Below are 15,961 nucleotides of genomic sequence, written 5' to 3' on the forward strand. Positions count from 1 at the left end.
GTCGCCATGGCAACCACCGAGTCACATCTTTCGTCTATCCCGCCTCAGTCGCGGTCGCCGGCTGGACCTGCCGCGCGTGGTACCGCCCGATCGGCAGCATCATCGGCTTGCCCGAGGTCGGATCGGCCACCACCTCGCTATCCAGCCCGAAAACCTCCCGCACCGTCGCGGCCGTCAGCACATCGGCAGGCGAACCCGCGGCGTGCAGCGCACCCCCGGCGACCGCGATGAGGTGATCGGCGTACCGAGCGGCCAGATTGAGATCGTGCAGGACCATGACGATGGTGGTGCCGCGCTGCCGATTGAGATCGGTCAGCAGATCCAGCACCTCGATCTGATGGGTCACGTCGAGGAAGGTCGTGGGCTCGTCGAGGAGCAGCAGATCCGTCTGCTGCGCGAGCGCCATCGCGATCCACACCCGCTGGCGCTGCCCTCCGGACAGCTCGTCGACCGAGCGATCGGCGAGCTCGGTGGTCCCGGTCGCCTCGAGCGCCGACAGCACCGCCGCCTCGTCCTCGCGGCTCCACCGTGCGAACACCTTCTGATGGGGATGCCGTCCACGGCCCACGAGATCGGCCACCGCGATGCCCTCAGGCGCGATGGGCGACTGCGGCAACAGCCCGAGTGTCCGCGCGACCTCCTTGGTCGGCAGCCGATGCAGGTCCTTGCCGTCCAGCACCACACGCCCGTTCCGGGGAGCGAGCAGCCTCGCCATCGCCCGCAGCAGGGTCGATTTGCCGCAGGCGTTCGCTCCGACGATCGTCGTGATCCGTCCCGTGGGGATCGTCAGATCGAGCGAGTCGACCACGACCCGATCCCCGTACCCCAGGCTCAGCTGCTCGGTATGCAGGGTATGTGCGTCGGTCATAGCGAACCTCCCGCGCGATTGGTGCGGATCAGCAGATAGACGAGATAGGGGGCGCCGAGGACGCCGGTGATGACCCCGACGGGGTAGCGCGTGCCGAAGGCGAACTGACCGAGGAGATCGGCGGTCAGCACCAGGAGGGCCCCGACCAGCGCCGCGGGCACCAGCACCGAACCCGTCGGCCCGACCAGCCGTGCGGCGATCGGTCCGGACAGGAACGCCACGAAGGCGATGGGGCCGGCGGCGGCGGTGGCGAAGGCGATCAGGCCGACCGCGGCCACGATGACCACGAGGCGGGTGCGCTCGACCCGCACGCCGAGGGCCGAGGCGGACTCGTCGCCCAGTTGGAGCAGTTCGAGCTGACGCGAGTGCGCGAGCAGGATCCCGCCCAGCACCACCACCGCGCACACCAGCGGCAGCGCCAACGACCAGCTGGCGCCGTTGATGCTCCCGGTGATCCACCGCATCGCCACCTGCAGGTCCCAGGTCGACGCCCGGATGAGGAGGTAGGACACGACGCTCTGCAACATCGCGGCGATACCGATGCCGATGAGGATGAGCCGGGTCCCGACAACACCGTCTCGGAAGGACAGCACGTAGATCGCCATCGCCGTCGCGAGCGAGGCCACGATCGCCACGAAGGAGACGGCCGCACCGGAGACCGTCAGCACCGTGATCGCGAAGACCGCCGCGGCGCTCGCCCCGTGCGAGATGCCGATGATGTCGGGGCTGGCCAACGGGTTGCGCAACATCGTCTGGAAGGTGGCACCGCCGAGGGCGAAGGCGATGCCGGTCAGGACCGCGAGGGTCGCCCGCGGGAGGCGCAAGTCCCCCACGGTGAACGAGGCGCCGGGCACGGTCTGCCCGGCGATGACCCGCGCGACATCGCCGGGAGAATAGAAGGTCTGGCCCACCATCAGCGTGACCGCGTACATGCCGATGACCGCCACGACGAGAGCACCGATGACGGTCCGGCGTTTCGCCAGGCGCCGTGACCTGCCCGCGGCGATGGCCCCGACGCTCACAGCGCGCGCACCTTCTGCCGGCGGACGACGTAGATAAAGAAGGGGGCGCCGATGATCGCCGTCACGATGCCGACGTCGATCTCCGACGGGCGGGCGACGATCCGGCCGACCACGTCGGCGACCGTCAGCAGAATGGCGCCCAGCAGCCCAGCCGAGGCGAGCAGCCAGCGATGGTCCACGCCGACGAGCAGCCGGCAGACGTGCGGCACCACGAGCCCGACGAAGGCGATCGGCCCGGCCACCGCCGTCGCGGCGCCACACAGCGTCACAGCACCGAGGAAGGCGACGATCCGTGTGACCATGACCCGCTCGCCGAGCCCACGCGCGAGATCGTCGCCGAGCGCCAGTGTGTTCAGGCCGCGGACGCACACCAGGCAGAGCAGCGCACCCACGACGAGGAACGGCAGCACCTGCCCGATCCTGCTGTAGGACGCGCCGCCGACACCGCCGACCTGCCAGAACCGGAAGACGTTCATGACATCGATGCGGGGCAGCAGGATCGCGCTGATGAGCGAGGTGAACGCAGCGGTGGTCGCGGCGCCGGACAGGGCGAGCTTCAGCGGCGTCGGTCCCCCGCGGCCGAGCGAACCGATGGTGTAGACGAAGGCCGAGGCTAACGCGGCTCCCACGATGGCGACCCAGATATAGCCCGTGGCCGTGCTGAGGCCGAAGAAGGCGATGCCCGAGACGACGGCCAGCGAGGCACCCGGCGTGATGCCGAGGATCATCGGATCGGCGAGCGGATTGCGCGTCAGTCCCTGAAGCACGGCTCCCGCCACGCCGAGCGAGGCTCCCACGAGCATCGCGAGCACCGTGCGGGGCACGCGTTGGCGTACCGCCGCCTCCGCGATGCCGTCCGCGCTCGTGGTGAAGGCGCTGACGATGTCCTGCCAGGCGACGATCCTGGTGCCGAAGGCGACCGACAGCGCAGCCGCCAAGACGAGCACGACCACGCCGGCGAGCAGGACGAGCAGACGCACCGGGACCGGGCGACGCATCATCGCGTCGTCCGGTCCCGGGCGCGTGAGGAGGGTGGCGCTCACTGCGCCTTGTCGGCGGCTTCGGCCAGCAGATCGAGGTACTGGTCGAGGCCCCACGGGATAGAGAGTGCCGAGGGGTTCCCCGCCGCCGCCAGCGGCGTGTTGTCCTCGAACATGACGATGGCGTCGTTCGCGATCGCCGGGATCTGGGAGATCAGCGGATCATCGCGCAGCGTCTGACGTAGTGCCTCGTCGCCGTAGGTGATGAAGATATCGGCGTCGTCGAAGGCATCGGCCTCCTCGGCGCTCTGCGTGAGGTAGAACTCCTCACTGGAACCGGAACCCTCTTCGACGATCGACGGGGTGCCGAGACCGAGGTCGGCGAAGAACTGGGCGCGAGGGTCGTGCGTCGTGTAGTAGCCGATCTCGCTGAGATCGGTGGGCTCGAGATAGCTGAACACGGCCGTCTTGCCGTCGAGCTGGGGGCGCTCGGCGACGCCGTCGGCGATCTGCTGCTCGAGGTCGGCGACGAGCTCCTTGCCCTCGTCCTCGCGCCCCAGCGCCTTGCTGTTCATCTCGATCGTCTCGCGCCAGCCGGTGGCCCAGGGCGTGTCGGGGTACGCGACGACGGGAGCGATCTTGCTGAGCGTCTCGTAGTCCTCCTCGGACATGCCCGAATAGGCGGCGAGGATGACGTCCGGCTGCGTGTCGGCGACGGCCTCGAAGTCGATGCCCTCGGTCTCGTCGAACAGCTCCGGCGTATCGGCGTCCAGCTCCTCGAGCCGGTCCTCGACCCAGGGCAGCACGCCGTCGCCGTCGTCATCGCCCCAGACGGCCTCGGACATGCCCACCGGGACGATGCCGAGCGCCAAGGGCACCTCGTGGTTCGACCAGGCGACCGTGGCAGCCCGCTCGGGCTCGGACTCGATGGTCGTCTCGCCGAAGGCGTGCTCGATGGTGACGGGGAAGTCACCGGATCCCCCGCCTCCGGAGGTGTCGTCCTGTGAGGACTCGCCGCAGGCGGCGAGGACGAGGGCGGCCGAGAGGCCGGTGACCGCCAGAAGACGCGAAGAACGCATGAAGACTCGACTTTCAGGATGAGCAGGTAAGGCTTGCCTAGCCTAGACCGTGACCCCCCATGCAGGGCAAGGCCTCCGACGATCGGACACATCACACCCGCCACCCGGTCCGGAGAACGGCGGGCGGCCGCGCCGGACGGCACACTGGAGGGATGATCTTCATCGCCGTCAAGTTCACCGTGAAGCCCGAATGGTCCGAGCGCTGGATCGAGCATGTCACCCCCTTCACCGAGGCCACCCGCGCCGAGCCCGGGAACCTGTGGTTCGACTGGTCTCGCAGCGTCGAGGACCCGAACGTCTTCGTCCTGCTCGAAGCCTTCGCCGACGGCGACGCCGGAAGTGAGCACGTGCAGTCCGAGCATTTCGCCCAGGCCATGCGCGATCTGCCCCCGGCCCTCGTGCGCACCCCGCAGATCATCAGCGAGCAGATCGAGGCCACCGACTGGAACCTCATGGGTGAGATGACGGTCGAGTGACCTCGCTGGCCGATCGCGCCCAGGGGCTCCTCATCGCCCAGGCGTGCGGCGACGCGCTCGGCGTCCCCTACGAGTTCGGTCCGCCCCTGCCGGAGAATGTCGTCCCGCAGATGGTCGGCGGCGGACCGGCCGAGCGGGCGCCGGGTGAGTACTCCGACGACACGGCGATGTCCGTGTGCGTCGCGGAGGCGCTGCGCGATCATCCCGGAGCCGAGGACCGCGCTCTCGATGCCGCCGCCGGCTCCTTCGTCGACTGGGTCAAGACCGCGCCCGATGCGGGCCGTCAGACCCGTCGCGTCCTCGACAGCGCATCGGCGCCCACCGCCGCCGCCGTCTACGAGGCGGCGCAGGCGACGTGGCGGGCCGAGCCCGAGGCGGCCGGCAACGGAGCGCTCATGCGGACCGCGGTCATCGCCCTCGCCCGCCCCTCCGACCGCCGGGCCGTAGCCCGGCTGGCACGCCGGTTCGCCGAATTGACCCATCCGCATCCGGACTGCGTCGAGTCGTGCGTGCTGTGGACCGAGGCGGTACGCCGGGCCCTGACCGGTGGTGGGCTCGACGTGCTCTCCGGTCTCGATCTGATCGACGAGGACCACCGGGACATCTGGCGCGATCGCCTCGATGCGGCGACAGGCGCTGATCCGCGTCGATTCGCCCCCAACGGGTACACCGTGACGGCGCTCCAGACGGCGTGGGCGGCGATCAGCTCGGCCCCCGGGGACGGCGCGGTCCAGCTGACGATCGCGCTGATGGCGGCCGTGCGCAGCGGCCATGACACCGATACCGTCGCCGCCATCACGGGCGGTCTCGTCGGCGCCCGATGGGGAGCCTCCGCCGTCCCCCGCGAATGGTCGCGACTGCTGCACGGATACGGCGGCTACGACGCCGAGGGCCTCGGCCGGCTCGCGACGTCGGTACTGCCCTAGGGGCTCAGCACCTGCGCTAGCCGGAGTGCACGACCGACAGAGGCGCCGAGGAGGTCGACGAGTCTGCCGGGATCTGGCCGAGCACGGCGAAGACGGCGACGACCACCACGACACCGACGGGGCCGAGGATGCGCTTCTTCTTGTACCAAGGGCGGTGGGTCTTCGCCTCGGCCAGCTGACGGCCGAGATCGAGCGGCGCCACATGCGTCGTCCAGGACTCGCCGTCCCAGTAACGCAAGGGCGCCTCGGACCGCGGATCGGGATACCAGTCAGGGATGGTGGGCCGGGCGGATACCGGATTCGTCATACAGACTCCTCGACGAAGCTTCTCCCTCGACGGTAGCGCGCCGGAGGGTCGATCGGTCAACCCCTGGTGAGAGATACGCGACATGGCGCGCCGACAACCGGGCGACGCTCAGGGCGGTGAGCAGTCAACCACCGCTGAGCATGCCGAGTGGTCGACAGGTCACCGCCCCAGCACCCGATGACGGTGTACCACCAACCACACGACAGCGGCTGGTGTTCAGCAGCCACCGATGACGCGCACGACGAGAAATTCGGTGCACGGTCGACCACCGACCCCACCGCTACCGAGCGCGGCGCCACCGGATGGTTGACAGCTCACCGCCCGAGACGGGCGTGGAAGAGCGCCGCCCTCGCCGCGTTGTCCCCCGGTGCGCCGTGGACGCCCCCGCCCGGATGCGCCGAGCTCGACGCCAGGTAGAGCCCGCGCACGAAGGTCTCGGGCCTGGCCAGGCCGGGGATCGGCCGGAAGACGAGCTGTTGATGCAGCTGCTGGGTGCCGCCGCCGATCGCTCCCCCGACGAGATTGGCATCGCGTGCCTCGAGCTCACGCGGACCGAGGACGCGCCGCGCCAGGACCCGTGTGCCGAAGCCGGGTGCCCGTGCCTCGATCCGCGCTTGCATCCGGTCGGCGAACCGTTCGAGCTCATCGTGGTCCCACCGTCCGGTCAGCTCGCCGGCCGCGTCCTCGTGCACCCGCTGCGGCACGTGCGTGTAGGCCCACATGGACTCGGTGCCCCGGGGTGAGCGGTCGGGGTCGGTGGTCGACATCTGACCGGCAAGCAGGAACGGGGACGCCGGCAGCACGCCCGCAGCGACCTGGGCGACCGAGGCGGTCATCTCCCCGGCGGAGTCGGCGACGTGCACCGTGCCCGGCGCCGCTGCCGGCATGGTGCTCCACGGCACGCCCCGGTCGAGAGCCCAGTCCACCTTGACCGTGCCCGGGTCCCACTGGAAGGTGGCCATGGCCCGGCGCACGCGCGGCGGCAGCGAGGAGGGCGGGAGCAGCCGGTCGTAGAGGGCGGGAGCGCTGACATCGGCCAGCACCCGGCGGGCGGCGATCCTGCTCCCATCGGCCAATCGCACGCCCGCGACCCGCCGCCCCTGCAGTTCGACGGCGGCCACGGCCGTCCCACGAACGATACGGCCGCCCGACGCCTCGAACCTGCGCGCCAGCGCCCGCGTCAGCTCTCCGGCGCCACCGGACGGCACGGGGTAGCCCACCGTCTGACCCAGCATCGTCATCAGGACACCCATGAGACCCGAGCCCGGGGCGTCCAGTGGGATATCGGCGTGCGCGGCGTTGCCCGCCAGGACGGCAGCCGGGCCGCGTCCACCGAAACAGGTCCGGGCGAGCTGCGTCACCGGCATCGCCAGCAGTCGCACCGACTCCGTGCCCCCGGCTCGCGGCAGCCGGCGCAGCAGGCCGAGTCCCTTCCGTACCGGCGGGAAGGAGGTGAACAGCGTGCCGATCAGGTCGTCACCCACCCGGTCCCAGAGATCGCACAGCCGGAGCCAGGCGTCGCCGTCGCCACGGTGCTCGTCGTCGAAGCGCTGCGCGGTCGCCTCCCGATCGCGTACCTGCATCGCCCAGCGTCCGTCGTCGAAACAGTGCCCGAGGACCGCCGGCGCATGTCTCCAGCGCAGACCCCAGCGCTCGAGCTCGAGGGCGCGCATGACCGGCGAGGCCGCCGCGAGCGGATAGAAGGAGCTGAAGGTGTCGTGGACGAAGCCCGGATGCACCGCGCTGTCATGGCGCACTGCGCCCCCGATCTCGGGCTGCTGCTCGATCACCAGCACCGACCAGCCGGCATCGGCCAGCCGGTTCGCTGCCACCAGCCCATTGGGCCCGGCGCCCACCACGATCGCGTCGTCCATGACCCCAGTCCACCAGATTCGGCCCTCCGAGCCCGGCTTTTGCCAGGTTCGGGCCCTCGACACGCCGCTACGAGGGGCCAGAACCCGGCGAAAGGCGGCCTGAGGCGGTGATCAGCCGAGGACGCCGTCGACCAGCGCCTGCGCCTCCTGCTGCACCTGGGCGAGGTGCTCGGCGCCGCGGAAGGACTCGGCGTAGATCTTGTAGACGTCCTCGGTCCCCGACGGCCGCGCGGCGAACCACGCCGAATCCGTGGTCACCTTGACGCCCCCGATCGCCGCGCCGTTGCCGGGCGCCTCGGTGAGCACGCCGGTGATCCTCTCCCCCGCCAGCTCGGTGGCCGTCACATCCGAGGCGGCGAGGCGGCCGAGCCGCGCCTTCTGCTCCCGGGAGGCCGGGGCGTCGAGCCGGGCATAGGCCGGGTCGCCATGGCGGCGCGTCAGCTCCGCGTAATGCTCGCTGGGCGTGCGACCGGTGACCGCGAGGATCTCCGCGGCCAGCAGGCAGGCGATGATGCCGTCCTTGTCGGTCGTCCACACGCTGCCGTCGCGACGGAGGAACGAGGCGCCGGCGGACTCCTCGCCCCCGAAGCCGAGGCTGCCGTCGACCAAGCCGTCGACGAACCACTTGAACCCGACCGGCACTTCCTCGACCCGTCGGCCGACCGCCGTGGCGACCCGGTCGATCATCGACGAGGACACGAGGGTCTTGCCGATCGCGGTGCCCTCGGGCCATCCGGGACGGGCGCCCCCGAACAGGTACTCGATCGCGACGGCCAGGTAGTGATTGGGATTCATGAGCCCGGCATCGGGGGTCACGATGCCGTGCCGGTCGGCATCGGCGTCGTTGCCGGTGGCCAGGTCGAAGCTGTCGCGCTGCCGCACGAGCGAGGCCATCGCGGCGGGACTGGAGCAGTCCATGCGGATCTTGCCGTCGCGGTCGAGGGTCATGAATCCGAACGTGCCGTCGACCCGGGGGTTGACGACCTCGAGTCGTAGCCCGTGCGTCTCGGCGATGCGCTGCCAGTAGGCCACGCTCGCGCCCCCGAGCGGATCGGCGCCGATATGCACACCGGCTCGGGCGATGGCCTCCAGATCGATCACCGAGGGGAGGTCGTCGACATAGGTGCCGAGGAAGTCATAGCTCTCGCAGGCGGCGCGTGCCGCCTCGAAGGGCACGCGCCGCACCCCGGTGAGGTCTCCGGCGACGAGCTCGTTGGCCCGACGGGCGATCCATCCCGTCGCGTCCGACCCGGCCGGGCCACCGTGCGGCGGGTTGTACTTGAAGCCTCCGTCGCGGGGCGGGTTGTGCGACGGCGTCACCACGATGCCGTCGGCGGTGCCGCCTCCCCGGTTGGCGCGCAGGATGGCGTGGGACACCGCGGGCGTCGGCGTGTAGCCGTCCTCGGCGTCGACGAGCACCGTGACGTCATTGGCCACCAGGACCTCGATCGCCGTCGTCCACGCGGGCTCGGACAAAGCGTGGGTGTCGCGCCCGAGGAAGAGCGGCCCGTCATAGCCCTGCTGTGCCCGGTACTCGCAGATCGCCTGGGTGATCGCCGCGATGTGCGCGTCGTTGAAGGCGCCGTCGAGGCTGCTGCCACGATGCCCGCTGGTGCCGAACACCACCTGCTGTGCCGGGTCTTCGGGGTCGGGGCGGCGCGTGTAGTAGGCGGTCACCAGGTGCGACAGATCGATGAGGTCCTCGGGGCGGGCGGGCTGTCCGGCCCGAGGGTGCGTGGCGCTCATGCCCCTATCGTGTCATTTCGTGGCCACCCCGGCAGCAGCCTGCGGACCCGATCCCCTCGCCCGGCGGCGGTAGCGTCCCGTGCGGCGGTGGCGGTACGTCATCAACCCTTCCCTCGGGGTCCGCGGTACGTCATCAACCCCATCGAGCACGAATAACGTTGACCGCCTACCGCCACGCCCGGGCCCAGCGGCACGCAGGTGGCGGTACGTCATCAACCCTTCCCTCGGGGTCCGCGGTACGTCATCAACCCCATCGAGCACGAATAACGTCGACCACCTACCCCCGCGCCCGGGCCCAGCGGCACGCAGGTAGCGGTACGTCATCAACCCCACCAGGCACGAATAACGTTGACCACCTACCGCCACGCGGAAGGAAACGTTGATGACCTACCTCCCTGCCCGAGGGAAGGGTTGATGGCCTACCGCCACGGGTGGGCGGGTTATCTCGGGATGTTGCGCAGGTTGCTGCGGGCGAGGTCGATCATCCGGCCCACTCCCCCGTCCAGCACGGTCCGCGTCGCGGCGAGCGCGAAGCCCTTCACCTGACCGCCGGTGATCGACGGAGGCAAGGACAGAGCGTTCGGGTCCGTGCGCACGTCGACGAGGGTCGGACCATCGTGGGCGAAGGCCTCGGTGAGCGCGCCACGGACCTCGCCGGGCTTCTCGACCGTCCAGGACGCGATCCCGGCACCCTTCGCGATCGTGGCGAAATCCGGCGAGGGGTGGTCGGTGCCGAAGTAGGGATACCCGGCCACGAGCATCTCCAGCCGCACCATGCCGAGCGAGCCGTTGTTGAACAGCACGACATTCAACGGCAGATCGTGCTCGCGCGCGGTCAGCAACTCGCCCAGCAGCATCGACAGCCCGCCGTCGCCGGACATCGAGACCACTTGACGGCCCGGGTACGCGGTCTGGGCCCCGATCGCGTGCGGCAGCGCATTGGCCATCGTGCCGTGACGGAACGAGCCGATGACCCGGCGGCGGCCGTTGGGCGTGATGTAGCGGGCGGCCCAGACATTGCACATACCGGTGTCGACCGTGAAGATCGCATCCTCGGCGGCCACGTCGTCGAGGATGGCCGCGACGTACTCGGGATGGATCGGCACGAGCTTCTCGGCCTTCTTGGTGTAGGCGTCGACCACCCGGGTCAAGGCCTTCTCGTGCCGACGCAGCATGTCGTCGAGGAAGCTCTCGTCGGTCTTGGGCGTGATCTTGCCCATGACCGCGCGCAGTGTCTCCCCCACGTCTCCCACGATCCCCAGCTCCAGCACGCTGCGGCGGCCGAGACGCTCGGGCGCGATGTCGATCTGCACCGTGTTCCTCTGTGGCAGGAAGTCGTCATAGGGGAAGTCGGTGCCGAGCAGGATCACCAGGTCCGCCTCGTGCAGGGCCTCGTGACACGCCCCATAGCCGAGCAGCCCGCTCATCCCGACGTCGAAGGGATTGTCGTACTGGATCCACTCCTTGCCACCGAGGGAGTGCCCCACCGGGGCCTTGACGAGTTCGGCGAACGAGACCACGGTGTCCCTGCTCCCGGCGACGCCCGCGCCGGCGAACAGCGCGATCTTCTCCGCATCGTCGATGAGGGCGGCGAGACGATCGACGCGTTCGGGGTCCGGAAGCACCGTGGCGGGCGGGACGGGGCCGTCGCTGATGGCCGTCGGATGTGCCGCGTCCTGCGAGCTCACGTCACCGGGCAGCACCATGACGGCCACCCCGCGCTGCCCGACCGCCGCCTGCATCGCGATACGCACGGCGCGGGGCATCTGCTCGGGACCGTTGACCATCTCGCACCAGTGACTGCACTCGACGAACAGCCGCTCGGGGTGCGTCTCCTGGAAGTAGGTCGTGCCGATCTGGGCCGACGGGATGTGCGAGGCGATGGCCAGGACGGGCGCGCCGGTGCGATGCGCGTCGAACAGGCCCTGGATCAGGTGCGTGTTGCCCGGGCCGCACGATGCCGCGCAGACGGCCAGTCGACCGGTGAGCTGTGCCTCGGCCGCCGCGGCGAAGGCCGCCGCCTCCTCGTTGTGGCAGTGCACCCACTCCATGTCGTCGTGATCGCGGATCGCGTCCGTGACGGGGTTGAGGCTGTCCCCGACGAGGCCGTAGATGTGACGGACCCCCGCGGCGTAGAGCGTGTCGATGAGTTGTTCGGCCACGGTCGGCATGGAGACTCCCTTCCAGAGGTTCTGCTCTCAGTCCACCATCGACACCGCCCCCGCGCAGGCCGAGAACGTGTCCGATGCGTCACGGAGCCGAACGGCTCTCAGCGCAGGTCGGTCAGCGTCGTCCGGTCGACCCGCGTGCCGATCATCGACCGCAGCTCGTCGTTGACGTCCCAGATGCCGACATTCATCGCGGCGGTCAGCCGGCCGTCCCCGTCGAGCCAGTAGGCGATGAACTCCTGCGTGTCGAGGTCGCCGCGGATCTCGACCTCGTCCTCGGGCGAGCCGTGCCCCACGTACTCCATCGAGAACTCGAACTGATCGGTGAAGAAATAGGGCGCCCAGTCGTAGGCGGCGGTACTGCCGAGGACGGTCTTGCCGACCAGTTCGCCCTGCCGCTGCGCATTGTCCCAGTGCTCCACTCGCAGCCGCGTCCCCAGCAGCGTGTTGTGGGCGTTGGCGAGATCGCCGATCGCGAAGACCCGATCGTCGCTGGTCCGCAGCCGCTCGTCCACCAGCACGCCGTCGTCGACGCGCAGGCCCGCGCCCTCCGCCAGACCGGTATTCGGCACGGCGCCGGCGGCGACCACGACGATATCGGCCGGGATCGTCTCATCTGCCGTCCGCACGCCGCTGGTCCGGCCGCCGTCGTAGAGCACCTCCTCGACCTCGGTCCGGGTCCGCAGATCCACGCCGTGTGAGAGGTGCAGCTCGCTCACGTGCCGTGCCAGCCGTTCCCCCAGCACGCGCAGCAATGGCAGCTCGCCCGCTTCGACGATCGTGACTTCCAGACCGGCGCCCCGTGCCGCCGCGGCGACCTCGAGGCCGATCCATCCGCCGCCGATCGTCACCAGGCTGCGGGCGTCCTCGAACGAGCGCTTGAGCCGTTCGGCGTCCTCGATCGTCCGCAGATAGTGGGCGCGCTCGCTGCCGGGGATGTCGAGCACTCGCGGCGCGGCGCCGGTGGCCAGCACGAGGGCGTCGAAGCCGAGCGTCTCGCCGGTGTCGAGCCCGATGCGCGAGGCCTCGAGGTCGAGGCGGCGTGCGGTCGCGCCGCTGCGCAGTCGTACGTCGTGCTCGAGGAACCAGTCGGCGCCGAACACGAAGGCGTCGTCGATCGGACTCTGCCCGGTGAGGAACTCCTTGGACAGCGGTGGCCGCTCGTAGGGGCGATGACGCTCCTCGCCGATCATCGTCAGTTCCCCGACGAAGCCCTCCTCGCGCAACGACTCCGCGGCCTTGGCTGCCGACAATCCCGCACCGATGATGACGATCTCGTCCATGTCCTCCATGCTGACCCGCTCGGCCCGGCGCGCAAGCCGAGCGGCCTCACGCTCGATGCGAGCGTCTGGTGAGCATCGGCATCGCCCACCACAGGACGACGGCGAGCAGGCCCATCAATCCGGCGACCACGAAGGCTTCGACCGTCCCCAGCACCACGTCGACGACGAGCCACGCGGCACCCACGTTGGCGACGGCGAGCAGTCCCAACCCGACGAGCGAGAGCCGGTTCGCCGCGGCCACGAGCCATGGCCGTTCGCCGCGGTGGAAGAGCCGGCGGTGCAGTGCGACCGGCGTCATCAGCAGCAGCATCGAGGTCATCGCCGAGACCAGCACCCCGACGTAGACGATCCGGCGGTCGTGGGTCAACGTCTCGAAGGCTGCCGAGAACGGCACCGTCAGCAGGAACGCGGTGAGGATCTGCACACCGGTCTGCGCGACGCGCAGCTCCTGCAGCAGCTCGTTCCAGTTGCGGTCCAGGAGCGCGCCTCTGGGGGTTCCTGGAGCGGTCGAACCCGACATCCTTCCATGCTCGCGTCAGCGAGACGAGCCGCAAGCCGAGCGGCGGCGCGATGCAGGAGGCTCAGCGCCCGAGCACCGTCAGTGCCCTTCTCGCCGCGAGGTGGCCCGCCATGCCATGCGCTCCGGCACCCGGAGGGGTGGCCGCCGAGCACAGGTACGTTCCTGGCGCTCCGGCGTCGTACGGATGGAGCGTCATCCGCGGGCGGAACACGAGCTGGCGCGGTGTGTTGGCGCCCGTCAGGATGTCGCCACCGGTGAAGTTCCGGTTGTCGGCGGCAATCCGTCGTGACGGGCGCACCGCGCTGGCCACGATCCGGTCGCGGAATCCTGGAGCGAACCGCTCGATCTGAGCGATGATCCGCTCAGTGGCGTCTCCGTCGTAGCCGAGCGGCACGTGGGCGTAGCAGTCGACCGGATGCACGTCGCCGACCGACCGGGAGGGGTCGGCCAGGTACTGCTGCCCCAGCAGAACGAAAGGGCGATCGGGCAGGTGTCCCCTCCAGACCGCCCGCTCGGCCTCGACGGTCTCCTCCAACGAACCGGAGAGGTGCACCGTCCCGGCGCGTGACGCCGGATCGTAGGCCCAGGGAATGCCTCCCTCGACCGCGAACGCCACCTGATAGGCCGCCGGCCCGTGCCGGAATCGCCGGTAGGCGCGAGCCACACCCGGTCGCTGGGTCCCGTTCAGGAGGGCGGCCGCCCCGACCGGGGAGGTGTCGAGCATCCGCAGGTCGTACTCGCCGAGCTCGGCCACGGAGGTGACCTCGACCCCCGTCTCCACTCTGCCGCCGTGGGCCTCCAACAGCGCGATCATCGCCGCGGCGATGGACGCCGATCCGCCGACCGCCACCGGCCAGCCGAAGCGATGGGCGGCAGTGCCGAGGGCCGTGCCGATCGCGGATGACATCGGCGATCCCAACGGCCGGAAGGCGTGCGCAGCGACGCCGCCCCATAGCGCTCTGGCCTCCTCGGTGCCGAACCGTCGCGCCACCCACGTGGCCGGTGCCGTCGCGTAGAGGCCGAACCGCCCGAGCGCCACCGGATGCCGAGGCGCATGCACGACGGGCTGGAGGAACTCCGTGGAGATGTCGTCGAAGTGTCTCGTCAGCGGGCCGAACATCCGCGTGTAGGCGCGGGCGTCGGATCCCAGGGCGGTGGCGGTGTCCCCGACCGAGCGCCACACTGCCGCGCCCCGGCCCGCGTCCAGCGGATGGGCGTACTGCACCTCGGGCCAGGCCCACTCGAGCCCTTGAGCGGTGAGGTCGAAGCGGCGGGTGAAGGCGGTGTCGAGCGCCAGCGGGTGAAAGCCGGAGCACTCGTCGTGCAGGAGACCGGGCAGCGTCGCCTCCACGGTGCGCGTGCCGCCGCCGGGCGCGTCGGACGCCTCCAGCACGGTCACGTCGACGCCCGCGTCCGCGAGGGTCACGGCGGCCGCGAGCCCGTTGGGACCGCTCCCGACGACGACAGCCTTGGTCATACGCTCACCCTAGGGCGTGTCTGACAATTCGTGGCCGTAGCGAGCGGCGTATCCGCGGGATGCCTCGCAATCCCCCAAGCACTCCGCTGCGCTCCGTGCAGGGAGGTACCCCCACGCCGGAACGAAGCCATACCGGGTGGGGGCACCTCCCGCTTGCGGGGGATTGTCTTGCGAGTGACGGCAACGTAGCGAGGCGCCCGCGGGACGTCGCGCAGTAGGTCGGGAATTGTCAGACATGCCCTAGGCGGTCTCCGTCGTCCGGGATCACACGGACAGGTCAGGGCACGAGGGCGATCTTCAGACGTCCCGGCGCCGGCGTGGCATAGCGACGGTACGCCTCGGCGGCGTCGGCGACCGGATAGACCTCCGTGATGTAGCCGGTCCGGAGCACCTCGTGCTCGAGCACGTGGCGCTCCGCCTCCGCGAGGTAGCGCTCCCAGTCCTGGGTCGCCCCGGCCCACAGCGTCAGGCTCTTGCGGAAGAAGGTGCGCATCGGGAACACATAGTGATCCTCCGGCAGACCGAAGACCAGGATCTCCCCGCCGAACCCGGCAGCCGTCACGGCATCGGCGACGATCTCCTGGCGGTGACCGATGGCGTCGATCACCAGCTCGGGCCGCTCATCCTCGCTCAGCGAGGAGGCCCACGCCCGCACCTCGCCGGTGACGACCTCGTCGATCCCGAAGACCGCACCCACGTCGGACCGGTCGACACGGTCCACGCCGGTGACGTGACGAGCTCCCCTGGCCTTCGCGATCTGAGCGAAGAGGATCCCGAGCGGGCCGAGTCCGAGCACGGCCACCGACCGTCCCGCCACGTCGCCGACATTCCCGAATGCGCTGAGCACCGTGGAGACCGGCTGCACGACCGTGGCCTCGACATCGCTCAACCGGTCGTCGAGGCGGTGCACGAAGCGCGCGGGGTTCACGACATATTCGGCGAGGCCGCGCGACTGGGCCACGATCCCCACGACGCGATCCCCCGGCGCGAAACGAGCGCTGGTGCTTGCCTCGACCCGCGCGACGAGCTCGTGCAGCGGCACGCCGGGCATGCCCGTGTACGGGTTGTCCGGGTCGAGGTGTCCCAGGAACTTCGGGATATCGCTCCCGCAGATCGCTCCGCAGGCGAAGCGCAGCAGCACCTCGTCCTCGCCGAGGTCCTCGGCTGTCGGCGCCGGCACCGACAGCCGGTCGAAGGCCGCCGGCCCGGGTTGTTGCAACTGCCACATCGTCGAG

The 15,961-nt window shown here is 70.3% G+C and carries 14 protein-coding genes; 2 read left to right on the top strand and 12 right to left on the bottom strand.

Features of this window, described 5'->3' with window-relative positions; translation table 11 throughout:
* Window positions 1-34: 34 nt before the first annotated feature.
* The 4 genes from JL108_RS12360 to JL108_RS12375 are packed head-to-tail and all read right to left on the bottom strand — an operon-like array spanning window position 35 to window position 3,949.
* A complete protein-coding gene (locus JL108_RS12360) occupies window positions 35-868 on the bottom strand; it encodes an ABC transporter ATP-binding protein (RefSeq protein WP_205198569.1) in 834 nt (277 codons plus the stop codon).
* The gene (locus JL108_RS12365; protein ID WP_307837255.1) at window positions 865-1,890 is read right to left on the bottom strand and encodes an iron chelate uptake ABC transporter family permease subunit; all 1,026 of its coding nucleotides are present in this window, start codon (window positions 1,888-1,890) and stop codon (window positions 865-867) included. Before JL108_RS12365 ends, JL108_RS12360 begins: the two co-directional genes overlap by 4 nt.
* A complete protein-coding gene (locus tag JL108_RS12370) occupies window positions 1,887-2,933 on the bottom strand; it encodes an iron ABC transporter permease (RefSeq protein WP_307837256.1) in 1,047 nt (348 codons plus the stop codon). Before JL108_RS12370 ends, JL108_RS12365 begins: the two co-directional genes overlap by 4 nt.
* Window positions 2,930-3,949: an iron-siderophore ABC transporter substrate-binding protein gene (locus JL108_RS12375; RefSeq protein ID WP_205198570.1), complete on the bottom strand. Its 1,020-nt coding sequence runs from the start codon at window positions 3,947-3,949 to the stop codon at window positions 2,930-2,932. Before JL108_RS12375 ends, JL108_RS12370 begins: the two co-directional genes overlap by 4 nt.
* Before the next feature lie 152 nt (window positions 3,950-4,101).
* Between JL108_RS12375 and JL108_RS12380 the strand changes: the two genes are divergently transcribed.
* Together JL108_RS12380 and JL108_RS12385 are read left to right on the top strand one after the other, a co-directional pair.
* Window positions 4,102-4,425: a putative quinol monooxygenase gene (locus JL108_RS12380; RefSeq protein WP_143913203.1), complete on the top strand. Its 324-nt coding sequence runs from the start codon at window positions 4,102-4,104 to the stop codon at window positions 4,423-4,425.
* On the top strand, window positions 4,422-5,351 hold the full coding sequence (locus tag JL108_RS12385) for an ADP-ribosylglycohydrolase family protein (protein WP_205198571.1): 930 nt from the start codon (window positions 4,422-4,424) through the stop codon (window positions 5,349-5,351). The genes JL108_RS12380 and JL108_RS12385 overlap by 4 nt, the downstream gene beginning before the upstream one ends.
* 16 nt (window positions 5,352-5,367) lie before the next feature.
* Here JL108_RS12385 and JL108_RS12390 read toward each other — a convergent pair whose 3' ends face one another.
* The 8 genes from JL108_RS12390 to JL108_RS12425 form a co-directional block, all read right to left on the bottom strand.
* Window positions 5,368-5,658: a DUF2510 domain-containing protein gene (locus JL108_RS12390; protein ID WP_205198572.1), complete on the bottom strand. Its 291-nt coding sequence runs from the start codon at window positions 5,656-5,658 to the stop codon at window positions 5,368-5,370.
* A 314-nt stretch (window positions 5,659-5,972) separates the two neighbouring features.
* Entirely contained in the window at window positions 5,973-7,532 is a 1,560-nt protein-coding gene (locus JL108_RS12395; protein ID WP_205198573.1) for an NAD(P)/FAD-dependent oxidoreductase, read from the bottom strand.
* Window positions 7,533-7,643: 111 nt separating this feature from the next.
* A complete protein-coding gene (pgm, locus tag JL108_RS12400; RefSeq protein WP_205198574.1) occupies window positions 7,644-9,278 on the bottom strand; it encodes a phosphoglucomutase (alpha-D-glucose-1,6-bisphosphate-dependent) in 1,635 nt (544 codons plus the stop codon).
* Window positions 9,279-9,718: 440 nt separating this feature from the next.
* Entirely contained in the window at window positions 9,719-11,449 is a 1,731-nt protein-coding gene (locus JL108_RS12405) for a pyruvate dehydrogenase (RefSeq protein WP_205198575.1), read from the bottom strand.
* A gap of 98 nt (window positions 11,450-11,547) precedes the next feature.
* Window positions 11,548-12,729, bottom strand: coding sequence for an NAD(P)/FAD-dependent oxidoreductase (locus JL108_RS12410; RefSeq protein WP_205198576.1), 1,182 nt, complete (start codon window positions 12,727-12,729; stop codon window positions 11,548-11,550).
* A 46-nt stretch (window positions 12,730-12,775) separates the two neighbouring features.
* Entirely contained in the window at window positions 12,776-13,249 is a 474-nt protein-coding gene (locus tag JL108_RS12415; protein WP_205198577.1) for a DUF6328 family protein, read from the bottom strand.
* Between the two features lie 61 nt (window positions 13,250-13,310).
* A complete protein-coding gene (locus JL108_RS12420; protein ID WP_205198578.1) occupies window positions 13,311-14,726 on the bottom strand; it encodes an NAD(P)/FAD-dependent oxidoreductase in 1,416 nt (471 codons plus the stop codon).
* A gap of 277 nt (window positions 14,727-15,003) precedes the next feature.
* Window positions 15,004-15,954 (bottom strand): zinc-binding dehydrogenase, encoded by a 951-nt coding sequence (locus tag JL108_RS12425; protein ID WP_205198579.1) that lies wholly within the window; start codon window positions 15,952-15,954, stop codon window positions 15,004-15,006.
* Window positions 15,955-15,961 lie beyond the last annotated feature (7 nt).

It is taken from the genome of Aeromicrobium sp. YIM 150415 (assembly GCF_016918125.1).
GTDB classification, from domain to species: Bacteria; Actinomycetota; Actinomycetes; order Propionibacteriales; family Nocardioidaceae; genus Aeromicrobium; species Aeromicrobium piscarium.